This is a genomic window from Proteus sp. LHD240705 (assembly GCF_047921555.1).
Lineage (GTDB): Bacteria > Pseudomonadota > Gammaproteobacteria > Enterobacterales > Enterobacteriaceae > Proteus.
In genome coordinates this window covers 17,118-40,947 of sequence record NZ_JBLRMI010000007.1, presented here as the reverse complement: position 1 = coordinate 40,947, position 23,830 = coordinate 17,118, and the positions used below count along the sequence as shown (strand labels likewise).

Annotated in this window: 20 protein-coding genes and 4 tRNA genes; 5 read left to right on the top strand and 19 right to left on the bottom strand. The window is 39.4% G+C overall.

All coding sequences use genetic code 11. The annotated features are described in order from the left end of the window. Window positions 1-722 precede the first annotated feature (722 nt). Genes hemC through hemY form a run of 4 tightly spaced genes read left to right on the top strand, consistent with a single transcriptional unit; the run spans window position 723 to window position 4,912 of the window. Complete coding sequence (gene hemC / locus ACNART_RS13440; RefSeq protein ID WP_198620246.1) at window positions 723-1,664, top strand: hydroxymethylbilane synthase; 942 nt, start codon at window positions 723-725, stop codon at window positions 1,662-1,664. Then, the gene (gene hemD / locus ACNART_RS13435; RefSeq protein ID WP_196534392.1) at window positions 1,661-2,398 is read left to right on the top strand and encodes a uroporphyrinogen-III synthase; all 738 of its coding nucleotides are present in this window, start codon (window positions 1,661-1,663) and stop codon (window positions 2,396-2,398) included. The genes hemC and hemD overlap by 4 nt, the downstream gene beginning before the upstream one ends. 20 nt (window positions 2,399-2,418) lie before the next feature. Next, window positions 2,419-3,687: a uroporphyrinogen-III C-methyltransferase gene (gene hemX, locus ACNART_RS13430; protein ID WP_368927646.1), complete on the top strand. Its 1,269-nt coding sequence runs from the start codon at window positions 2,419-2,421 to the stop codon at window positions 3,685-3,687. Between the two features lie 4 nt (window positions 3,688-3,691). Next, entirely contained in the window at window positions 3,692-4,912 is a 1,221-nt protein-coding gene (gene hemY / locus ACNART_RS13425; protein WP_196534390.1) for a protoheme IX biogenesis protein HemY, read from the top strand. An 89-nt stretch (window positions 4,913-5,001) separates the two neighbouring features. On the opposite strand, the gene ACNART_RS13420 is transcribed toward hemY, so the two are convergent. From ACNART_RS13420 to trxA, 19 genes are all read right to left on the bottom strand, one after another. Continuing rightward, the gene (locus ACNART_RS13420) at window positions 5,002-5,319 is read right to left on the bottom strand and encodes a hypothetical protein (RefSeq protein WP_368927648.1); all 318 of its coding nucleotides are present in this window, start codon (window positions 5,317-5,319) and stop codon (window positions 5,002-5,004) included. Window positions 5,320-6,266: 947 nt separating this feature from the next. Next, a tRNA-Pro gene (locus tag ACNART_RS13415) sits at window positions 6,267-6,343 on the bottom strand. A 28-nt stretch (window positions 6,344-6,371) separates the two neighbouring features. Next, window positions 6,372-6,458: transfer RNA gene (locus tag ACNART_RS13410), tRNA-Leu, on the bottom strand. 22 nt (window positions 6,459-6,480) lie between these two features. After that, window positions 6,481-6,556: transfer RNA gene (locus tag ACNART_RS13405), tRNA-His, on the bottom strand. A 64-nt stretch (window positions 6,557-6,620) separates the two neighbouring features. After that, window positions 6,621-6,697 (bottom strand) — tRNA-Arg (locus tag ACNART_RS13400). Window positions 6,698-6,923: 226 nt separating this feature from the next. Then, entirely contained in the window at window positions 6,924-7,661 is a 738-nt protein-coding gene (gene wecG / locus ACNART_RS13395) for a lipopolysaccharide N-acetylmannosaminouronosyltransferase (protein ID WP_311747445.1), read from the bottom strand. Beyond that, window positions 7,661-9,025 carry an ECA oligosaccharide polymerase gene (gene wzyE / locus ACNART_RS13390; RefSeq protein WP_198620249.1) on the bottom strand — a complete coding sequence of 455 codons (1,365 nt, stop codon included), beginning with the start codon at window positions 9,023-9,025 and terminating at the stop codon, window positions 7,661-7,663. Before wzyE ends, wecG begins: the two co-directional genes overlap by 1 nt. Then, window positions 9,022-10,107 carry a TDP-N-acetylfucosamine:lipid II N-acetylfucosaminyltransferase gene (locus ACNART_RS13385; protein ID WP_198620250.1) on the bottom strand — a complete coding sequence of 362 codons (1,086 nt, stop codon included), beginning with the start codon at window positions 10,105-10,107 and terminating at the stop codon, window positions 9,022-9,024. The genes wzyE and ACNART_RS13385 overlap by 4 nt, the downstream gene beginning before the upstream one ends. Beyond that, window positions 10,104-11,360: a lipid III flippase WzxE gene (gene wzxE, locus ACNART_RS13380; protein WP_196534386.1), complete on the bottom strand. Its 1,257-nt coding sequence runs from the start codon at window positions 11,358-11,360 to the stop codon at window positions 10,104-10,106. Before wzxE ends, ACNART_RS13385 begins: the two co-directional genes overlap by 4 nt. A gap of 2 nt (window positions 11,361-11,362) precedes the next feature. Further along, window positions 11,363-12,493: a dTDP-4-amino-4,6-dideoxygalactose transaminase gene (gene rffA / locus ACNART_RS13375; protein WP_198620252.1), complete on the bottom strand. Its 1,131-nt coding sequence runs from the start codon at window positions 12,491-12,493 to the stop codon at window positions 11,363-11,365. A gap of 1 nt (window position 12,494) precedes the next feature. After that, window positions 12,495-13,208, bottom strand: a complete 714-nt coding sequence (rffC, locus tag ACNART_RS13370; RefSeq protein ID WP_198626376.1) for a dTDP-4-amino-4,6-dideoxy-D-galactose acyltransferase — start codon at window positions 13,206-13,208, stop codon at window positions 12,495-12,497. Then, window positions 13,186-14,067: a glucose-1-phosphate thymidylyltransferase RfbA gene (rfbA, locus tag ACNART_RS13365; RefSeq protein ID WP_198620262.1), complete on the bottom strand. Its 882-nt coding sequence runs from the start codon at window positions 14,065-14,067 to the stop codon at window positions 13,186-13,188. Before rfbA ends, rffC begins: the two co-directional genes overlap by 23 nt. Window positions 14,068-14,088: 21 nt before the next feature. Further along, window positions 14,089-15,156 carry a dTDP-glucose 4,6-dehydratase gene (rffG, locus tag ACNART_RS13360; protein ID WP_109372763.1) on the bottom strand — a complete coding sequence of 356 codons (1,068 nt, stop codon included), beginning with the start codon at window positions 15,154-15,156 and terminating at the stop codon, window positions 14,089-14,091. Further along, window positions 15,153-16,415 carry a UDP-N-acetyl-D-mannosamine dehydrogenase gene (gene wecC / locus ACNART_RS13355; protein WP_109372740.1) on the bottom strand — a complete coding sequence of 421 codons (1,263 nt, stop codon included), beginning with the start codon at window positions 16,413-16,415 and terminating at the stop codon, window positions 15,153-15,155. Before wecC ends, rffG begins: the two co-directional genes overlap by 4 nt. After that, window positions 16,412-17,542, bottom strand: a complete 1,131-nt coding sequence (gene wecB, locus ACNART_RS13350; RefSeq protein WP_368927662.1) for a non-hydrolyzing UDP-N-acetylglucosamine 2-epimerase — start codon at window positions 17,540-17,542, stop codon at window positions 16,412-16,414. The genes wecC and wecB overlap by 4 nt, the downstream gene beginning before the upstream one ends. A gap of 127 nt (window positions 17,543-17,669) precedes the next feature. Further along, the gene (gene wzzE / locus ACNART_RS13345; RefSeq protein WP_368927654.1) at window positions 17,670-18,728 is read right to left on the bottom strand and encodes an ECA polysaccharide chain length modulation protein; all 1,059 of its coding nucleotides are present in this window, start codon (window positions 18,726-18,728) and stop codon (window positions 17,670-17,672) included. 24 nt (window positions 18,729-18,752) lie between these two features. After that, the gene (gene wecA, locus ACNART_RS13340) at window positions 18,753-19,841 is read right to left on the bottom strand and encodes a UDP-N-acetylglucosamine--undecaprenyl-phosphate N-acetylglucosaminephosphotransferase (protein ID WP_198632446.1); all 1,089 of its coding nucleotides are present in this window, start codon (window positions 19,839-19,841) and stop codon (window positions 18,753-18,755) included. 409 nt (window positions 19,842-20,250) lie between these two features. Continuing rightward, entirely contained in the window at window positions 20,251-21,510 is a 1,260-nt protein-coding gene (gene rho / locus ACNART_RS13335) for a transcription termination factor Rho (protein WP_023583649.1), read from the bottom strand. A gap of 567 nt (window positions 21,511-22,077) precedes the next feature. After that, window positions 22,078-22,404: a thioredoxin TrxA gene (gene trxA / locus ACNART_RS13330; RefSeq protein WP_006535838.1), complete on the bottom strand. Its 327-nt coding sequence runs from the start codon at window positions 22,402-22,404 to the stop codon at window positions 22,078-22,080. A 119-nt stretch (window positions 22,405-22,523) separates the two neighbouring features. On the opposite strand from trxA, the gene rhlB reads away from it, so the two are divergent. Continuing rightward, window positions 22,524-23,828, top strand: coding sequence for an ATP-dependent RNA helicase RhlB (gene rhlB / locus ACNART_RS13325; protein ID WP_160229885.1), 1,305 nt, complete (start codon window positions 22,524-22,526; stop codon window positions 23,826-23,828). Window positions 23,829-23,830 lie beyond the last annotated feature (2 nt).

Genomic DNA, 23,830 nt, shown 5'->3' with positions numbered 1-23,830 from the left:
AATATCTCAATCCTCCCTTTACCCCACAAAAACCCCTGTTTACTTAATGATGAAACTGAAAATAAATTTTGACAAAACGTAAAAAATAGATAAAAAAGTAAAAATAAAAGCAACCGATTGATAATCATGAATTATTTTTAATTTTTGATTATTTTTTATTTTTACACTTAAAATAAGAATTCTATTTTTAATGTTGCGATAATAATATTTAAAATAATATTTAATTTTTATTAATTAATTATTTAATTTAAGAATAAATTCTTTTCTCTATTTTTATTATTTCTCTTTCTTTTATTTAATAATAATTTTGTTAAAATTTATAGTATTTTTATATATTGAAAAATAATAAGAAAAATAAGTAAATTTAAAATAATAGTTGTTTTATCAATGTGTTCAGATTAAACATAATATTTGTCTCACTTCTCACCCATCAAATGTTAACAAAATTAACTCAATGTTTTGATTTTGTAAATAACCACACTTTTTATATAGATATAAAAAGAATAAAATTCTAAAAATAACTAAACCCGATAGTATCCATTAATAATTTACTTATTTTTTATTTCCTCTTTCTTTTTTTCTTTTTCGAAGATGGCCTCATTTCTTTCATTGTTATTACGACTCAAAGCGCCTTAACTGGAAAATTGAGCTTTAAAGTGTTAAAACAATGCCTTATTTCTAAACAAAAATATCGATAATCGCTCGGAAGAGATAATACTATTATGTCAAAAAGTACCATCCGTATTGCTACCCGCCAAAGCCCTCTTGCTATGTGGCAGGCGCTCTATGTGAAAGAACAACTACAACTTGCTCATCCAGGTTTAGTCGTCGAATTAATACCGATGGTCACTAAAGGTGACATCATTTTAGATACACCTTTAGCTAAAGTAGGTGGCAAAGGGCTATTTGTAAAAGAGTTAGAACTTGCCCTACTTGAATCACGCGCAGATATTGCCGTTCACTCTATGAAAGATGTTCCTATTGATTTCCCAGAAGGCTTAGGGTTAGTGACTATTTGTGAACGCGAAGATCCTCGTGATGCCTTTGTCTCTAATCATTATGATTCTTTAGAACAACTTCCTGCGGGTAGTATTGTAGGCACATCCAGTTTACGTCGCCAATGCCAATTAAAAGCACAGCGCCCTGACCTGATTATTCGTGATTTACGTGGTAATGTCGGTACTCGTTTAGGGAAACTAGATAATGGTGATTATGATGCCATTATTCTTGCCGTTGCTGGCTTAAAACGCCTAGGTCTTAACGAACGTGTTCGTACACCATTATCTGCTGAGCAATCTTTACCTGCGGTTGGGCAAGGTGCAGTGGGAATTGAGTGTCGCTTAGATGATAATGAAACTCGTCAGTTATTAGATGCACTAAACCATTCTCGCACTGCAATTTGCGTTAAAGCAGAGCGTGCAATGAATACTCGTCTTGAAGGCGGTTGCCAAGTTCCGATTGGAAGCTATGCCATTTGGCAAAATGACAAAATTTGGTTACGTGCTTTAGTCGGTTCTCCTGATGGCGAAACTATTTTGCGTGGTGAGCGCTTAGTGTCTCCAGAAGACGCTGAAACTGCGGGTATCTCATTGGCTGAAGAGCTTTTAGATAAAGGTGCACGAGCCATTTTAACGGCAGTGTATCAAGGCAGCACACCTGCATGAGTATTTTAGTTACTCGCCCCAACCCAGCAGGAAAGGCATTAACCCAGCGTTTAATTGATGCGGGAAAAACAGCCTTTCAAGCACCTTTAATAGAGATCACCGCAGGTCGTGAGCTCCCTTTATTAGATGCTAAACTAAAAGGATTAAGGGCGGGTGATTGTGTATTTTTACTTTCTAAAAATGCGGTGTCATACGCAAACTGGCAGCTAAATCAATTACAACAATCATGGCCAGATACGCTATCCTATTATGGAATAGGTCAAAGCACAGCGAAAGATTTCCAACATTTAAGCAGTCTTCCAATTTGCTACCCTGAGCAAGGAGAAACCAGCGAAGATCTTCTTGACCTTCCTGAGCTTAATCAGGTGAAAAACAAGCAAATATTACTGCTTAGAGGTAACGGTGGTCGTGACTTACTCGCAACAACATTGAGCCAACGAGGCGCAATCGTTGATGAATGCGAATGTTACCAACGCCTATTTATTCATTATTCCCCTGAAGACTTTGCGCTTCAATGGGAAAAAGCACAGGTTGATACGCTTGTTGTCACTAGCGGTGAAATGTTACAACAACTCTTTGATCTGGTCGCTGAATCTAAAAAAGCATGGCTGTTAAACTGCCATTTACTTGTGGTCAGTGAACGATTAGCAACAATAGCAAAAACATTAGGGTGGGAAACTGTCACCGTTGCTGAAAGTGCCAATAATGATGCTTTATTTCATGCATTAATATAGAACCTAAATGAGACGCCGATATGACGGAACAGAAAAATACAAATGATAATGACTTGCCAAAAGATGCAGCTAAAGCTGATGAGAATGTCCGCTATCAGGAAGTCAAACCTGTTAATAACAAGCGCTCAGGTCTAATTGGAAGTGCTGTTGCTATCCTTGTTATTTTGGCAATCGGTGGTAGCCTTTACTATTACACCAATCAACAAGCATCAAAGCTGAGTGTAGAAAATCAATCACTCAAATCTGAGCTTACCCAATTACAACAACTCCAAAATACGTATCAACAACGCTTTGACAATATTGATAGTATGTTTGACTCACAAAAACAGACTATCGATAAATTACAAAACGAACGCCAAACAACAGAGCGCCAAATTCAAGATCTACAAACACGCTTTGCCGCTATTTCTAGTGCAGATGTCAAAAGTTGGCTATTAGCACAAGCCGATTTTATGGTGAAAATGGCTGGTCGTAAGTTATGGAATGATCAAGATGTTGTGACCGCCGTGAGTTTACTAAAAGGTGCTGATAGTAGCTTAGCGGAAATGAACGATCCGAGTTTACTTGAGATCCGTCGTGCTATTAATGAAGATATCAGCAGTTTAGCTGCTCTCACCAAAATTGATAATGATGGCATCATCTTACAATTAAACCAGTTAGCGAATCAGGTTGATAATCTCCGTTTAGCTGATCTTGAGCGTAATGGCTCCCCAATGGATAAAAACGATGAAACCATTTCAGGTTCACTTTCTGATTGGAAACAGAATCTAAGTAAAAGCTGGAAAAGCTTTATGGATGATTTTATTACTATTCGTCGCCGTGATACCGCAGCCGTTCCTTTATTAGCACCGAATCAAGATGTCTATTTACGTGAGAATATCCGTTCACGTTTATTAATTGCTTCTCAAGCCGTGCCTCGTCACCAAACTGAAACTTATCAGCAATCACTGGAAGCGGTATCCACTTGGGTACGTGCTTATTTTGATACCTCTGATCCAAGTACAACTGCATTTTTAGATACGGTTTCTGAATTAGAGAAACAACCTATTACGCTTGCAATGCCATCAGAATTGAAGAGCCCGACATTGCTAGAAAAACGTGTAGAAAAACAAATTCGCAATTTACTGGCACAAAATGAGTATGCAGAACCACAAGTTGCTGGAGCACAAGCTGTTGAAGCCCAAGATGCCCAAGCCGTAGAAGCTGAACATAATGCATCAGAAAGCGTACAAGATGCTGTAGCTGATAGTACAACTGTTGATGCACCAGTAACACAACAAGGAGAATAAGCTTATGTTAAAAATACTGCTCCTTTTTGTGGTGCTTATTGCGGGCATCATTTTTGGCCCACTATTGGCAGGCCATCAAGGTTATGTACTTATACAAACTGATGATTGGGATATTGAAACCAGTGTAACCAGCCTTGTCATTATGTTTGTTTTACTACAATTAGCATTGTTACTGATTGGTTGGAGTTATCGCCGTTTCATTGGTACAGGCTCAAAAGCATATAGTTGGTTTTCTTTCCGTAAACGTAATCGCGCACGCAAACAAACCAGCATGGCATTAATGAAATTAGCGGAAGGTGATTTTAAAGAAGTTGAAAAACTAATGAGCCGTAATGCAGATTATGCAGAGCAGCCTGTTGTAAACTACCTGTTAGCCGCTGAAGCCGCACAACAACGTGGTGATGAATTCCGAGTTCAACAACACCTCGAACGTGCAGCTGAGCTTGCCGATACCAATCAGCTTCCTGTTGATATCACTCGAGTGCGTATTTTATTAGCACAAAACGAAAATCACGCTGCGCGTACTGGGGTTGATGAGTTATTAAATCAAGTGCCACGTCACCCAGAAGTGTTACGTCTTGCAGAAGTCGCTTATACACGAACAGCAGCTTGGCAAGCACTGCTTGATATCATTCCTTCCATGCAAAAAATTGCATTACACACAGATGATGAACTAGAGCAATTACGCCAAAAAGCCTATATCGGTATTATGGGACAGAAGATGTCCGAAAATGGCTGTGATGGACTGAAAAATTGGTGGAAAGCACAACCGCGTAAAGTACATCATGATAATGCATTGCGTGTCGTTTTGGCTGAACACCTTATTGAGTGTAACGATCCTGATACCGCTCAAACGATCATCTTAGACGGTATTAAACGCCAATATGATGAACGCTTGATCTTACTATTGCCTCGTTTAAAAAATACAGATGCTAATGTTATTATGAAAGTGCTTAATACATTAATTAAACAACATGGGCCAACGCCATTACTCAATAGCACATTAGGTCAGATAGCGATGCAACAAGGGAAATGGGCTCAAGCTGAAGAGGCTTTTCGTAATGCATTAAAGCAACGCCCTGATGTTCATGACTTTGCGTGGCTTGCTGATGCATTAGATAAACAGAAAAAATCTGAAGAGTCGGCGAAAGTGCGTAAAGATGCTTTATTAATGACACTGAAAAAGGATTCTGTCATTTTTGAAGAGCCTAAAAAAAGTAAATAAGCTTATTCGATAAGAACGTGATCATAAATCGTTTAATCACCTGATCTAAAAACCCTCTTTATTAATTATTGAGGGTTTTTTTATGTGATTTAAAAGATACGTTGAAATAACAACACCACTTCCACACATAAAGTCAAAAACACATACACCCAAGCAATACGATAAAAGCGAGTGGGTATTCCCTTCTCATTTTCTTGCTTAAATGACAGATAATGTTTTCTCGCTTGATAAAACACGACGATATAAATCAGTGCGATCCCCTGACAAAGAAAAGCCACATATTTAGCCCATGATTTTCCACCAATAATAAGCATGATAAGAGGGATCAAAAAGAACAATAATGGGCCAAACTTCTCTATAAGAAAGAGTTTTTCTTGTGCAAGATATGCTTTTTGTTTATTTATCATATTGATGCTATCTCCAATCTACCCTTGCGCTGGATAATAGCGTGATAATGCGGTGAATACAAAATGGATGAGTGGTTGATATATAAAAAAACGCCTGTATAAAACTATACAGGCGTATAAATATACAATCAGGTCTACAGACGGATGGTGCCTCACTCAACGTTTCGTCCTGTTGATGATGAATGATGTTCATCGTTAACGTGGACGTAGGCACCGAATAATCGGCTCTGCATCATTCCTAGGTTTATGAAGCCATATGCTGTCATAAGGAGTGGAATGAGCATCTACAATATACGTATTGCATTTAGCGTGCCAATTTTTCATTTTTTATTAAAAATATCCCCTATCGCTAAAAAGTATAAGATAACTTATTGAATTTTGGTTTTCCTTTCTGGCTTTATTCATTTTCAATGATAAAGACGCTATGGTTTGTGCTTTCACCATGCTATTGCTAAATAGAAAAGAAAATATAGGGTCTGATATACGTCTCTTTTTCACGACAAGAAAAACACACTGGTTATTTAATTATTTAAAATCAATATGTTAAATGTCTCCTATTGGAGACATCAAAAATAGCAAGTGTTGGCATTTACCGACAAATAAAACAAAAAACTTATATTTCATATAGTTAAAATCAATTATTTTACGTATTTAACTCATCTTTTTATGAAGATTAAAATTCGGTAATAAATTAAATTATTAATAACCCTTAAGTGACAAGGGTGGCATTTCCGTTAAAAACATCATTTTGGTTTTCTTATCTGGAACACATAACAAGAAATAAAAAATATGGATAAGAGTAACGACTTATAGAAGTAGAAGTAGAAGTAGAAGTAGAAGTAGAAGTAGAAGTAGAAGTAGAAGTAGAAGTAGATATGGTATAGCGGTTTTTAAAAAGTAAATCGTAGATACGAAAAAGCCTCGATATAATCGAGGCTTTTTCTTATTGGTCGGCGAGAGAGGATTCGAACCTCCGACCCACTGGTCCCAAACCAGTTGCGCTACCAGGCTGCGCTACTCGCCGTCTGCATCACTGCTCTTATCTTGTTTATTGGTGCGAAGGGGGGGACTTGAACCCCCACGTCCGTTAGAACACTAACACCTGAAGCTAGCGCGTCTACCAATTCCGCCACCCTCGCATAAACAATAACTAAGATAAGATGGGGTGGCTAATGGGACTCGAACCCACGACAACTGGAATCACAATCCAGGGCTCTACCAACTGAGCTATAGCCACCATAACAGCTATCTTATTACTTCTTACAACAACGCTCTTCACCGTAACTCTTAGCACGCTTTAATGGCGCGCCCGACAGGATTCGAACCTGAGACCTCTGCCTCCGGAGGGCAGCGCTCTATCCAGCTGAGCTACGGGCGCTTCACGCCGTTGCGGGAGAGGATAGTACGGATTTACGCTCTGTCTGTCTAGTGCTTTTTGAAAAAAAAAGTTTGTTTGACGATAGTTTGTGCATTTCGTCGATAAATGGAGCGTTTTTACACGCTAAACGCCCCGTCAGTATAATAATTAAACAAGTAAGATGCTAGATAAATGCATGAATAAATCATTTAATCAGCCCCACCTAACAAAAAAGACGCTATTACTATTACAATTTATTGGAATAATAATACCCAACGAATTTTAACAGCTTAAATTGACGCTTAATTCGACTTGGTTGTGATAACAAACGATATAACCACTCTAATCCAAGATTTTGCCATGCTTTTGGTGCTCTCTTAACATGACCCGTAAACACATCATAAGTCCCACCGACACCCATATATAATGCATCAGGATAAATTTCACGACATGCACGAATAAACAACTCTTGCTTAGGTGATCCCATGGCTATAGTCACTATCTTCGCACCAGAGGCCTTTATACGCTCAAATAACGCCTCTCTATCTTGTGGTGTGAAGTAACCGTTCTGGCTATCCACAATGTTTACGTTCCACTGTGCTTTAAGCTTATCTTCGGTTTGCGAAAGAATTTCAGGTTTACCACCGACAAGAAAGACAGGTGTTCCCTCTTTACCTGCTCTTTCCATTAACGCTTCCCATAAATCCGCACCAGCAATACGAGAAACATTTGCATCAGGATATTTACGACGAATACCTCGCACAACACTGATACCATCTGCATAAAGATAATCAGCTTCATTGAGTAGCTCATTGAGTGCTGAGTCTGTTTCTGCTGTGAGAATTTTTTCTGCGTTAATGGCAATCAGAGAGCCACTTTTTATTTGTGCTCCTTCATAGAGATAATCCAGAAAATGAGCCATATCGCGAAATCCCCAGATATTATGTCCACGGATTGAATACTTCGGAATTGAATTGGATCCCATTACTTTTCCTTTTTCTCTAAACGAGGTTCACTTTGTAGTTGACGAGTCACGTAATTGCGTACCAATCCCGCACTTTCAAATAACCAATAAAGCAGTTTTGCGACCACTAAACATAAACCAAAAACTAAACAGAAGAACACAACACGAGAGACGAACGAATCGACCCCTTCTCGTGCTAAAACAATCATATTAAAAATCGCCCCAAAGCAAAAAGCTTGTAAGATAGCGGACTTATAGCGATTGCTCTCACTCAACCCTTGCTGGTATAGCCAATCAAACCATTTAATAATCAACCCGACTACGATGGCACCTAATGGGATAAAGACAACGCCCCCCATCACAACCAACGAGCCAATTAAGGTTGGCGAAATAGCAAGACCCGCATGGTAATTAAGCACTTCCCACGTAAAGTAATTTGCAGAGTTCAGTACAACATCTGGGCGTTCAGGCCAAACCCAAGAAGGAATAAAAACATAAAAATCACGAATTATCGGAGCAAGTCCTTGGAACTCAATCTTGTCATAGTTATCAAGTAACAACGCTAAGTTTTCCCAAGGAGAGAACGTATCACGAGTAAGGTACAAGAAAGTATAGAATGCCTCGGCACCACTCACATCAAGACCATAGCGTTTTAATGCCAACCAGAACATTCCAACGATACTCATAACCCCTGCTGCAACCAGCATCCACAAGGTTATCCAGCCACGAACAATACCGATAAACAAAAACAGCGCAAAAGCGATGATGATATTGGCGCGCGTTCCACCCACGATAATGTAAGTTAAGATCCCAAAACCTACCGTCGCACAAAGGAAGAAAATCCAGCGTTGTTGCGTTGGTTTTAAGAAATAAACCACCAGCATTGCGGGAATAAAGAAATAGAAAAAGCGCTTAAGCGCGACACCTGACACTTGGCTTGAAAAAATTTGGCTATACGTTTTGAGCTTAAAGAGTAAAAAGCCATTTTGCAGAAAGAAAATTCCGACGGTTACAAATGCGATTAATGCCAATAAAATCCAAGTGAGGTTGGTTTCTACTCTATTCATGGTAAATAACGACCTAGAAGGGCCGCTAACCGGTTTTCTCAACCTTACCTTATAAGTGACATAATAAATGGCATAGAAGCAGGTAGAAGCTAATAGCGCGTATAATAATGAATCAACTGGTACAACTGCGACATCAAATTGGAATACCAACATACAAGTCAGTGGAAAACCAAAATAAAAGGTCAGCAGATAGAGCATTGAGAAAAAAACATTAAAATTAAAGCGAACTCGACGAAATTCTTGATAAGTCAGCAATAAAATAAAACTTAAAGAGATAAAATAAACAAGTGCTAAGCCACCCAGTTCCGCCAATGTCATTGCGGCTCTCCTGTACTCATCTCAATTAGCTCTTTCCATCCGTCCGTAAAATTAGGCGCAAAGAAGGCAATATTTTGGCGATCAAGCATCAGTAATTGACGTTTAGCCTCTTCAATTAGCGCAACATCTAATTTATCACCCGAGAAAAAAACAGGAACATTTTGCTCAGTTAAATCCTGCCAAAATGGGTTTTGACGACTAATAACAAAAGGGATCGCAAATTGAATAAGCAGACAAAGCGTGCCGATACCTTGTTGACGATGGAAAATAAAATAGCCTAAATCACATGTTTTCAATAACGTAAGATAATCATCAAATGCCAATTTATCACGTAATATTTCAACCTGATTATATGGAAGCAACTGGCCAGCTGCTTGGGTTACTTCATCAATATAAACGTGATTATTTTCAGGATATCCCATTGGAATAATCACTTTTGCGCGTGTTCCATATTGCTCTGCAATCGCCTGTAAAGCTTCAATATGACGATTCGATCTATCCCCTGAATTACCCACAATAATGGTGATTTGTTTTTCATCAATAGGCGCTTTTTCTGTTACCGTCAGCGCAGGATCCATTCTTGTTGGAAAATAGAGCAAACTGGCTGGAATATTAACGTTAAATTGCGCGAAGTAATTTAGATCACCTCGTGTACCAAATACTCGCCCCACACGCTTTTGAGCAAGTTTACGAAGAAGATAAAAGAGTCTAAATTTTAGCTGTTTAGAATCCTGATATAAATCAGCACCCCAAATATGCCACCAAAATTGATGACGTTTAATCTTGCCAGTCAATAATGCCAGCCAAATAGGCGCATTAAACTGACCTAAAAAAAGGAATCGTTGGTGAGTATCGGCTTTTGCCAATGTAACCACTCTCTGTGCAACCTGCTTTTTATCAGCTAAACACTCAATATCTAAAGCTGGATAGCTTTCTTGCAGTGAAGTATTTTTACTGGCAACGATAAAACGAGGTTTATACGTTAACCCCGCCTCAGTCACGAGGTGGTCGTTAAAAAACCGTAACATTGTGTTGTTATGATGCACAATGTCTGAACCTAGTACGTAAATCAAAGTTGTCATTTGCGCCTGCAATAAATCACGAAAACAGAACTACAGAGAAGGAAGTAAATAATATACGTTGCCATATAGGCTTGAGCTGCACCCAGTGCGCCATGCTCAGGAATAAGCCAACGCGAAAATAGCGTTAATAAGGCAAACTGGCTTACTTCTGTAAGGATATAAAAACGTAGTGCCGCTTTTGCAATGACAAGATAGCCAAAGACATAGGCGCCTACTTTTAAAACATCACCGACAAGTTGCCATGCAAATAAATCACGCATAGCGACAAATTTATCTGAAAACAGTAACCAAATCGCAAAATCACGTAATAACCACACCATAAAGCTGGCAACAGCAACCGCAGGTAATACAAACTTCAGCGACTTTACTATCTCTTTAGTGATATCACTCTTTTGTGTTAATCGAGAGAGGGTTGGCAGTAAATAAACAGAGAAAGATGCCGTAATAAATTGTAAGTAAGCATCTGAAATGCTACTCACGCCTTGCCAAATCCCAACCTCATCCCAGCTATAATGTTTAGCCAATAGATTACGCATCATGATATAAGCGACTGGGAGCGTAATAGAGGTCAAAATAGCCATAATAGTAAATTTGCCAAGATGGCTGGCAATCGCTTTATCCCAGTGGGGTTTCAGCTCACTCAACGCGAAGCGTTTACGCTTTACTACTAAAAATGTAGCAGGAAATAAAATAAGTGCAGGCACTAATGCTAGTCCAATTAATGCACCGTGATAACCCGCAAATAAATAGCATAAATAATAAGCAACAACACCAATAATGCTACCTGCAATCACTGATAAGGCATTACCTGCCGCATCACGATAACCTTTTAATATGGCAAGAAAATAATTGCTATATGCAATTCCCATTTGAATAAAAGCAACAGCTCTTACAATATCCTGATATTGATGATAATCATCACCAAATAACACTTGGCTAATGGGGGCAGAAAAAAGAAGAAATAAAATAGCTAATAGTGTGGAAAACAGCAAAATCATGGATGATGAAGTACCCAACACTTTTTTGCGTTGAATATCATCATCTTGATATTGTGCGATTAATTTCGTCACACCATTAAAAATACCCGCACCAGACAAGACGCCTAGTACGGTGATTAATTGACGAAAGTTACCCGCTAATCCGACTCCTGTTGGACCAAAAGAGACAGCAAGTAACTTAACGACAAGCAGACCAGCCCCGATTTTTATCAGGGTTGATCCGGCTGTCCAAATCGATGCTTTGGCTAATGACATAATTAAGCAAAAAAGTCGCGAATATGACCAATAACAGTCTGTTGCTCTTCTTCTGTCATGTTGTAGAACATAGGTAAACGCACTAAACGCTCACTTTCTCGCGTTGTGAAAATATCTTCACCGTCAAAGCGACCAAACTTCATACCTGCTGGGCTGGTATGTAATGACACATAGTGGAATACCGTTAAGACACCATGCTCTTTCATGTAGTCATTAAACGCGGTACGTTGCTCGATATCTTTCAGTTTGATATAGAACATATGTGCATTGTGTTCTAACCCTTCAGGAACGATTGGAAGCGCCAATAAGCCTTTTTCTGCTAATGGTGTCAATGCATCATAGTAAATCTGCCAAAATGCTAAACGACGCTCATTAATTTTTTCAGCTTCTTCAAGTTGAGCCCACAGATAAGCTGCTTGTAAGTCTGACATTAAATAGCTAGAACCAATATCTCGCCAAGTATATTTATCTACCTGACCACGGAAAAATTGGCTGCGGTTAGTGCCTTTTTCACGGATAACTTCTGCGCGATTGATTAAATCAGGATCGTTAATTAACGTTGCACCACCCTCACCACCTGATGAGTAGTTTTTAGTCTCATGGAAGCTATAACAACCAATATGACCAATCGTGCCAAGCGCTTTGCCCTTGTAAGTTGACATGACACCTTGTGCAGCATCTTCAATCACGAATAGATTATGTCTTTTCGCAATCGCCATAATGGTATCCATTTCACACGCAACACCTGCGTAATGAACAGGCACTATCGCGCGCGTTTTATTTGTGATTGCTGCTTCAATTTTTGTTTCATCAATATTCATAGTATCTGGACGAATATCAACGAAAACAATCGTTGCGCCACGTAATACAAACGCATTAGAGGTCGAAACAAAGGTAAAACTTGGCATGATAACTTCATCGCCAGGCTTGATATCTAATAAGATGGCAGCCATTTCAAGCGATGCTGTACAAGAAGGCGTTAACAGCGTTTTATGACAATGAAATTGTTCTTCTAACCACTTTTCACATTTCTTTGTGAAATTGCCATCACCACAGAGCTTGCCACTTTCCATAGCCTGTTTCATATATTCTAATTCTGTGCCGACAACGGGTGGTTTATTAAACGGAATCATATTATCCCCTGTATAACCAATAAGTGGTGCTCTCTATTAAGCCCCCACTGTGTGTGTATAAACGCGAAGCTGCAATATTGCTGATCTGTGTTGCAACATATAAGGTTGAAATACTTTGTTGTTGACACCAAAACTTCGCGACCGACATCAGTTGTTTACCAATGCCTTGTCCTATTCTGTTGGGCATTACTGCGAGTAATCCCACTCTTGCTTCACTTTCAGATATTTGACGTAAAGTGACAAAACCACTCACGTTATTTTCAGCATCACAAGTCAGTAAACAGATATCATCGAACGTACCTAACACTGCTTTTTTAACCCATAATGCATAAAAACGACTGCTATCGCCTTCTTGATACCAAGGTGTTCTAAAACGACTTTGTACAAAAGCTTCTGAAGCCGTTGCCATCAATAAATCGATATCATCTTCATTGGCTTTTCTAAAACAATATTCCGTCGCTTTCTTACAAGCATTTTCTGTGCCAATTGAAAGTTTAAAATCAATTTCACCTTCCGCAAATTGAAAACCTAATTGGCTGAGTTTATCGATGAGAGAAAGCTCATGAGATGCGACTTTAGCTTGAACCACAGCAAAAGCGTCAAGTTGTTCGTCTGTTAACACGGGCGCTTGTGTATCAAACTCAAGGCGCCCTGTTTTGAGGGAGAAATACTCACTTTCCCACTCAAGATAATTAATATTGGCGAGGACGGACATGTAATAAATCCAATAGATAGCGGCCATAACCTGTTTTAGACAGTGATTTTGCGCTTTCTCTTACTTGGTCATCACTGAGCCAACCATTGCGCCAAGCAATCTCTTCAAGACACGCCACTTTAAATCCTTGGCGTTTTTCAACGGTTTGAACAAAGGTACTAGCTTCAATTAAACTATCGTGAGTTCCGGTATCTAACCACGCAAAACCACGTCCCAGTAGTTCAACGTTAAGCTCACCACATTCAAGATACATCTGATTAATCGACGTAATTTCTAATTCACCACGAATCGAAGGTTTGACTCGTTTGGCAAAATCAACCACACGGTTATCGTAGAAATAAAGCCCTGTCACCGCCCAATTAGACTTAGGCTGTTCTGGTTTCTCTTCAATGGATAACACTTTGAAATCATCGTCAAATTCAACGACACCAAATCGCTCAGGATCCATCACTTGATAACCAAACACAGTTGCACCACGTTCACGTTGTGCAACTTGTTTCAGTTTTGGACTAAACCCTTGACCAAAATAGATATTATCGCCTAAAACTAAACAGCAATGGTCATCATCAATAAATTCCTCGCCCAAAATAAAGGCTTGGGCTAAGCCATCAGGAGATGGCTGAATTTTATATTGAAGACGAACACCAAATGCAGAACCATCACCCAATAAGCGCTGAAATGAGGTCATATCATCTGGTGTTGTGATGATCAAAATATCTCGAATGCCAGCAAGCATCAGAACTGAAAGCGGATAATAGATCATGGGCTTATCATAGATAGGTAATAACTGCTTCGATACCCCTTTGGTTATCGGATGCAGTCGTGTACCAGAACCACCCGCTAAAATAATACCTTTCATCATTTATCCTTCTTTACTTAATCAGTTCCCAAGCCCTAGACGTTCACCTGCATAAGAGCCATCAAGCACACGTTTCCACCAAGTTTCGTTATTTAAATACCACAACACGGTTTTACGAATGCCTGATTCAAATGTCTCTTCTGGTTTCCAACCTAATTCAGCTTCAATTTTCGCTGCATCAATGGCGTAACGTAGATCATGACCCGGTCTGTCTTTCACATACGTGATTAAATCAACATATTGAGCAACGCCTGCGGGTTTGTTCGGGTATAGCTCTTCAAGTAACGCACAAATTGTTTTCACAACATCAATATTACGACGCTCATTATGACCGCCAATATTGTAGGTTTTACCCGGTGTTGCCGTTGTTGCGACTAAATAAAGCGCACGAGCATGATCTTCAACATAGAGCCAATCACGGATCTGTTCACCTTTACCATAAACAGGTAATGGTTTTCCTGAAATCGCATTTAAGATAATTAATGGGATTAATTTTTCAGGAAAATGGTAAGGACCATAGTTATTTGAGCAATTGGTAATTACAGTTGGTAAGCCATAAGTCCGTAACCAAGCACGCACTAAGTGGTCACTTGAGGCCTTAGAAGCAGAATATGGGCTACTTGGTGCATAAGGCGTTGTTTCAGTGAAGAAGTCGTCTGTACCTTCTAAATCGCCATACACTTCATCTGTTGAGATATGGTGGAACCGAAATGCCGTTTTCTTTTCTTGTGGTAACACTTGCCAAAAGTGGCGAGCTGCTTCCAATAAGGTGTAAGTGCCAACAATATTGGTTTCAATAAACGCAGCAGGACCATCAATAGAGCGGTCAACATGGCTTTCTGCCGCTAAGTGCATCACAACATCTGGCTGATATTGAGCAAATAAGCGGTCAAGCTCGGCTCTATCACAGATATCGACTTGCTCAAAAGCATAACGTTCACTGTCGGCTACAGTTGCTAATGACTCTAAATTACCGGCATAAGTTAGTTTATCCACCACAACAACGCTGTCATTGGTGTTTTCAATAATATGTCGAACAACAGCAGAGCCGATAAAACCGGCTCCGCCTGTCACTAGAATGCGTTTCAACGCCATACTCCTTTAGTATCTACAATCCATTTTTGAGTGATTTTACTACCAGGGATCGCTTTAAATTGTTGGTGATCAACTAACATTAAGACAATATCAGCGTCTTTCAGAGCTTGTTCTGTTGATACTAACTCTGTGATCCCTTTCAGTTTTGTTGGTAATTCATGAATATTAGGTTCAACCGCCAACGTAGTACCACTGTGCCAATCAGCGACTTGTTTAGTGATATTCATTGCTGGGCTTTCACGTAAGTCATCGATATTAGGCTTAAAGGCTAAACCAAAGCAGGCAATTTTAATTTCGTTTGCACGTTTACCTGTTTCAGTAAGGCAATCTGCAACAGCGGCTTTAACTTGATCTATAACCCACACTGGTTTGCCATCATTGACTAAACGCGCAGTGTGAATTAAACGAGATTGTTTTGGATTTTGTGACACGATAAACCAAGGGTCAACAGCGATACAGTGTCCGCCAACGCCTGGACCTGGTTGTAAAATATTGACGCGAGGATGGCGGTTCGCCAAGCTAATTAGCTCCCACACATTAATATCTTGGTCAGCGCAGATCAGTGATAATTCATTAGCAAACGCAATATTAACATCACGGAAGCTATTTTCAGTCAGCTTACACATTTCTGCGGTACGTGCATTGGTGATAACACATTCACCTTCAAGGAAAATTTTGTACAACTCACTCGCACGTTCTGAAGATTTACGGTTCATCCCACCGACAACACGGTCATTGCGGATAAGTTCAATCATCACTTGACCTGGTAATACACGCTCAGGGCAGTAAGCAACATCGATATCAGCATCTTCACCTTGTTGATGAGGGAAAGTTAAATCTGGGCGAGCTTCTGCTAACCACTCTGCCATTTTTTCAGTAGAACCAACTGGTGAGGTTGATTCTAGAATAATAAGATCACCTTTCTTCAGTACAGGTGCGATAGAGCGGGCAGCTGCTTCAACATAAGCCAAATCAGGCTCATGCTCACCTTTAAATGGTGTAGGTACAGCAATAAGGTAAGCATCTGCTGGTTGTGGCGTGGTATAGGCTTTTAAATGACCTTCTTCAACCGCTTGTTTAACGACTTTATCAAGATCAGGCTCAACAATGTGAATTTGACCTTTATTAATCGTATCAACTGCATGCTGATTAACATCAACACCGATGACGCTTTTTTTACGAGAGGCAAAAGCTGCCGCTGTAGGTAAACCAATGTAGCCGAGGCCGATAACAGAAATAGTTTCAAAACTCATAATGTCACCTGATTTTTTTTCAATGCTTCAAGAATACGTTGGCAGGCATGACCATCACCGTAAGGGTTTGTCGCCTTACTCATTTGGTGATACGCGTTTTCGTCTGTCAATAAAGAAGTTACTTCGCTAACAATACGTTTAGTATCTGTTCCGACTAAACGAACAGAGCCCGCCTCAACAGCTTCTGGGCGTTCTGTTGTGTCTCGCATTACAAGAACAGGCTTACCTAATGAAGGAGCTTCTTCTTGAATTCCACCAGAGTCGGTCAAAATAAGGTAAGCATGGTTCATTAAGTAAACGAATGGGAGATAATCTTGTGGCTGGATCAGCTTAATATTATCAATACCATGAAGGATCCGTTGAACAGGCTCACTCACATTAGGATTTAAGTGAACAGGATAAACAACTTCTACATCAGGGTGTGCTAATGCAATTTCAGCTAAAGCTTGGCAGATACGTTCAAAACCACCACCAAAGCTTTCTCGACGATGTCCTGTTACCAAGATCATTTTCTTATCAGGCTGAATAAATGGATAGTTTACAGCAAGCTCATTTAAGAGTGTTTGATTGCCCATCACTCTGTCACTTACCCAAAACAACGCATCAATTACCGTATTCCCCGTGACAAAAATATTTTTATCCACAACCGCTTCTCGTACCAAATTTAATTTTGCAGTTTCTGTTGGTGCGAAATGATACATTGCAAGATGACCTGCAATAGTACGGTTTGCCTCTTCAGGCCAAGGGGAGTAAAGATTGCCAGTACGTAGCCCAGCCTCCACATGACCAACGGGAATTCGTTGATAAAATGCGGCTAAACTTGCTGCCATGGTCGTTGTTGTATCACCATGTACCAAAACAACATCAGGTTGAAATGACGCTAATACCGGTTTTAACCCTTCTAAAATACGACAGGTAATATCCGTTAAATCTTGTCCTGGTTTCATAATATTGAGATCGTAATCTGGTTTGATCTCAAAAAGATTTAATACCTGATCAAGCATTTCTCGATGTTGGGCCGTAACACATACCTTCGCTTCAAACGAATCATCATTTGCTAAAGCGTGCACTAAAGGTGCCATTTTTATCGCTTCAGGGCGTGTGCCAAAAACAGTCAACACTTTCACAGTGGCTCTCTTTTTTTTCATTGTTATATCGCTTATTTTTGGGAAAGCAATATGCCCTTATTCTCAATACATCAAGTGCCGAAACACCTGATGTCTCGTTATTGTCATCAATGACAAAATTTAATTATTATTTTTTTAATGAACTGCGTCTTACTAATGCAACACCTGCACCCGCTAAAATACCAATAGCGCCCCAAAGTACCATCATAAAGGCACGGCGAGGACTATCACGTTTCACAGGATCTTCAGGGGTACGTAGAAAACGGTAAGTTTGGAAGTTGTCTTGTAATTTGGCGCCCACAGCAAGGGTCGCTAACATTGCCGTATTTTGATCATAATCACTATCAAAATCAGCACCTGTTGCAACTAAAGTTTCTAGCTGTGATTGCAACAGCGGGACACCTAACAAAAACAGTTTAGAATCTGGTAACTCATCAATCGCAATCGAGGTTTGTTTTTGAGAAATACCTTGTTTCTCAGCCACTTTGATTGATTGCTCTAATAAGTTAATTTGGCGTTGATACGCAGATTGAGCCGCCATTTCTTGACGTTTAACTAGCGCTTTCATTGATTGAGTTCTAGTTGCCCAAGCTGTTATCACTTCATCATTAAGATGGGTAGCTGCTCTCTTATTAGCAAAAGCAATATACTCATTTAATAATTGGCTCGCTTCTTTTGATGTTTCCGCAATAAGTTTTAGTTGATCATTAACTAATTTTTTCTCATCGGCAGGCGTAAATTGAATATTGTTAATTAACTCATCCAATAACGCAGCATTAGCCTGTTCATCACTCTCTTTGCGCTGTTTAAAATAATCCGTTTGCAACCAAAATTCACGACGTGTATCAAACGCCGCGATTTGAGTAATAAACTCTTGATAAGCTTCATCTGAAATAGTTAAAGCTGAGGTTTGTGCAGCAGGATTAATCTGTGTATCAAGATTGCGCAAAAACTGAGATTGCGAATAATAACTGCCTAAGTTATTAATCGTTGGTTTCTCTGTCATTGCAATTGCACTCCATTTAGGTTGCATCAAATAAGATGCACCGAGTGCAATCACTGCAAAAAGCAGAGCGAACCCTATAATCCAGCTTTTTCCTGACCAAAGTGCACAAAAAAGACCTCGAATATCGAGTTCATTATCTGGCTGTTCACCCTGTCGGGAGGCGTTATTTTCCGAGTTCATCACGTTAAAAAACCTCTGCTTATATTAATGCTGTTGTGTTGCTCTACGTAAGCGACGCTTATGTCGTTTAATAAAACGAGCGACTCGCCACGCGCGTTTAATACAATAACCATACATAACAAATGCAAGCAAGAATAATGCCAACATAAACCATTCAGGTACAAATGGTAGGTTTTGACCGATAATACCAATTGCGGCTAATAAAGCTGCCGCCAACGTAATTAAAATAAAGGCTTGGCGAGAGGTAAACCCTGCACGCATAATCAAGTGGTGGATATGTTGGCGGTCTGGTGAGAAAGGGCTCATCCCTTTGCGTAAACGACGGTACATAATTGCCACCATATCCATAAGAGGGATAGCAATTATCCATAATGCGGTTACCGCTTTAACAGGGCGAGGTTGAGTTTGTGTTGATGCGACCAATAACCAAATAATGGTAAATCCAATCAGTGTGCTTCCCGCATCTCCCATAAAGACTTTGAATTTTTTACCGCATAACCCTAAGTTTAAAAGGATATAAGGTAGAATCGCCGCGATAAATGAGAAGCACCAGAATGCAAGAGCTGAATTGCCACTTTGATATAATAAAATACCAAGCGCGCCAAAAGAGACACAAGAAAGACCACCTAATAACCCATCAATACCATCAACCATATTAAAGGCATTGATTGCTGCCCAAACAGCGAAAAGTGTAACAATATAGCCGAAAGGCCCTAAATGCATTTCCCAAGGACCAAAAGCATGACCCAGAGTGTCAAGTTTTAACCCTGCACCCACCATCATTACGATCCCAACAAAAGCCTGAATTGTAGCTCTAATTTTGACACTAATATCAAAGCGATCATCTAAAGCACCGATAAAAACAAGAAGTCCCGCACAAGCCAGATACAGTTCCTTATGAGGAATATAGATATCTGCAATATAAAATGCGAAAACAATACCAAAATAGACTGATATTCCGCCAACTAAGGGGATCAATCCATGATGTTTTTTACGATAATTCGGTTTATCCACGAGTCCAATTTTCTTTGCAATTTTACGAGCCAAAAATAAAAAAGCGAAAGAAAATAAGAACACATAAAAAATGCTTGTGCTCATTTTTAGTATATCCACAGTACTTGTTCTCTATAATAAATATAGCTGGTTATTTTACGCTTCCATGTGTTTTTATTCTTTTTTCCAGCCTCACCACGACGAGTTCATTCAAAACCCACCACCCTTCATCAATTATAAGTTTTCCTTAACTATTTTTATTGATGCCATCGCTATTTTTATCAATTACCAAAACATGCAATATATATACCAACATCGCGCTAAAATATTGCAATCTAAAATTGAATTACATCCATAAAAAACAAAAAAACGCCACAACTATTGTGGCGTTTTCATCATATCGTCATTCTTACAAAGTAAATGAGCTTAACAGCATATAAATTGAGGTGATATTACTTATTCTGTAACAGAGCACACTATTTTAATATTTTATATCCTATTCTCAGCTCAATCACTTTGCTAATACCCTTTATGAACGTTTCATAAAGTCGAAGAATTCTTCATTTGTCTTAGTCATTGCTAACTTGTTAATGAGGAATTCCATTGCGTCAATTTCACCCATTGGATGAATAATTTTACGCAGGATCCACATTTTTTGTAGCTCATCTTGAGACGTCAGTAACTCTTCTTTACGTGTACCAGAACGATTGTAATCAATCGCAGGGAAAACACGTTTCTCAGCAATTTTACGAGACAGGTGTAATTCCATATTACCTGTACCCTTAAATTCTTCGTAGATAACTTCGTCCATCTTAGAACCCGTATCGACTAATGCTGTTGCAATGATAGTCAAGCTACCACCTTCTTCAACATTACGAGCCGCACCGAAGAAACGTTTAGGACGATGTAATGCGTTTGCATCCACACCACCTGTTAACACTTTACCTGATGAAGGAACAACTGTGTTATAAGCACGCGCTAAACGTGTGATGGAGTCTAACAGGATGATAACGTCTTTTTTATGCTCAACTAAACGCTTCGCTTTTTCAATCACCATTTCTGCAACTTGTACGTGGCGAGAAGCTGGCTCGTCAAAGGTTGAAGCAATAACTTCCCCTTTTACTAAGCGTTGCATTTCTGTCACTTCTTCTGGACGTTCATCAATCAGAAGTACCATTAATACGCAATCTGGGTAGTTATGAGCAATATTTGCTGCAATGTTTTGCAGCAACATGGTTTTACCCGCTTTTGGTGGAGCAACGATAAGACCACGTTGACCACGGCCAATTGGTGCCGCTAAGTCAAGAACACGCGCGGTTAAGTCTTCTGTTGAACCATTACCACGTTCCATGCGTAAACGATTATTAGCATGTAAAGGTGTTAAGTTTTCAAAGAGGATTTTACTGCGGGCATTTTCTGGCTTATCAAAGTTAACTTCATTAACTTTTAGGAGGGCAAAATAGCGTTCACCTTCTTTAGGAGGACGAATTTTCCCTGCGATGGTGTCACCAGTGCGAAGGTTAAAACGGCGAATTTGACTTGGAGAAACGTAGATATCATCGGGACCAGCAAGGTAGGAACTGTCTGCGGAACGTAGGAAGCCGAAGCCATCCTGCAATATTTCCAGCACACCGTCACCGAAAATATCTTCTCCACTTTTCGCGTGTTGCTTCAAGATAGAGAAAATAATGTCTTGCTTTCTCATTCGAGCCAGATTCTCTAGCCCCATATTTTCGCCAAGTGCTATCAGTTCTGATACCGGCGTATTTTTTAATTCGGTAAGATTCATAATGGTGGGTTCTTAATAACTCGGGGTAACTCTCGAACTATGAACGTGAATAGTATAACAGCGAATCGCTGTCAGTTTCGTCATGTGTAAAATTACAGATTATAACTTTCTAACATAAGGGTATAACTAAAATGATAATGTTAGAGAGTGTTAATACTATTAGACCAGTCTGCTTTATCCCAGAAAAGTGACATTCATTTTCGCGATGTATGAGTGTACTTTCAACTTATGGGTTAGGAACATACTTTGGAAAAATTTATATTCCCTGAATACTATAGATTATTCTAAGGCAACTTGACTGGTTAGATGAATTCAGATTACTTATATTAAATATCATATTAGATTAAATATCATATCATGTTATTCAATTCTATTACTTTGCACGCTTGATATTCAATATCTCAGACTTATTTAATCGTGTCTAATCATATTGACAAGTAGATCCGATATATTATGTAAGTAAGTGGCGCTAACTTATCATGCTTCGAAGCGGACGTCTAGCTGTCAATAACAGAAATACTGACAAGGTCTAAACGTCCTACTTTTATTTTTGATATCTAAATCAAATTAGATATTTTCGTCTAAAAACTCTTTCAGTTGAGTTTTTGACAATGCGCCTACTTTAGTCGCAGCAACTGCACCGTTTTTGAATAAAATCAGTGTAGGAATACCGCGAATACCGTATTTTGGTGCTGTCAGCGGGTTTTGATCGATGTTTAGCTTAGCAACTGTTAATTTACCAGCGTATTCTGTTGCAACTTCATCTAGAATAGGAGCAATCATTTTACATGGGCCACACCATTCAGCCCAGAAATCAACGAGCACAGGGCCGGTTGCATTTAATACATCAGCATCGAATTTGCTGTCAGATAAGTGAAGGATTTTATCGCTCATTGTTCTACTCCAAAGAATAATATTGACCGTACCAGTGTAACATTAAATAACAAAAGTCTGTCTGCATTTCAGCGGATAAACTTTTGTAATGCAACCCATAACTGATATTCTATTACATTATGAGCAAAACATATTTGACAGAAAAGAAGTTTTCCGACTTCGCCTTGCATCCAAAAGTGATAGAAGCCCTTGAGAAAAAAGGGTTCTCTAATTGTACACAAATTCAGGCATTGACGTTACCTATCACTGTGAAAGGTCAAGACATTGCCGGGCAAGCCCAAACAGGAACAGGCAAAACGTTGGCGTTTTTAACCTCAACGTTTCATTATCTTTTAACACACCCTGCTAAAGAAGGGCATGAAACCAATCAACCTCGTGCACTTATTATGGCGCCAACACGCGAATTAGCCGTGCAGATTTATTCTGATGCTAAAGAGCTTGCGCAAAATACAGGGATTAAAATGGGTCTCGCCTATGGTGGCGATGGCTATGACGAACAACTCAAAGTATTAAGTAATGGTGTCGATATTGTTATTGGCACAACAGGTCGTTTAATTGATTACGTTAAACAAGGCCATATTAACCTTAGCGCAATCCAAGTTGTGGTACTTGATGAAGCTGACAGAATGTACGATCTCGGCTTTATTAAAGATATTCGTTGGATTTTCCGTCGTATGCCAGTTGCAGCTGAGCGTATGAATATGCTGTTTTCTGCAACGCTTTCTTACCGCGTCAGAGAACTGGCTTTTGAGCAGATGAATAACCCTGAATATGTTGAAGTTGAACCTGAACAAAAAACAGGTTTTAGCATAAAAGAAGAACTCTTTTATCCTTCAAATGAAGAGAAAATGCGTCTTCTTCAAACATTAATTGAAGAAGAATGGCCAGATCGCTGTATCATTTTCGCCAATACAAAACATCGTTGTGATGACATTTGGGCGCACCTTGCCGCAGATGGACACCGCGTTGGTTTATTAACAGGTGATGTTCCTCAGAAAAAACGTCTACGCATTTTAGAAGATTTTACCCAAGGTAATATTGATATTCTGGTTGCCACTGACGTTGCTGCTAGAGGTCTTCATATTCCATCAGTAACGCATGTTTTTAACTATGATTTACCTGATGATTGTGAAGATTATGTTCACCGTATTGGTAGAACAGGGCGTGCTGGAAATAGTGGTAACTCAATCAGTCTTGCATGTGAAGAATATGCACTGAATTTACCTGCAATTGAGACTTATATTCAACATGCTATTCCTGTGAGTAAATATAATAGTGATGCGTTATTAGCTGATCTTCCTGAGCCTAAACGCCGTCACCGTCCTCGCCAAGGTCAGCCTCGTCGCAATAATGCGCCAGTGCGAAATAATAGAGGAAATAATACTCAACGTAACAACCGAAATAAACGCCCGAGTCATCCATAAAT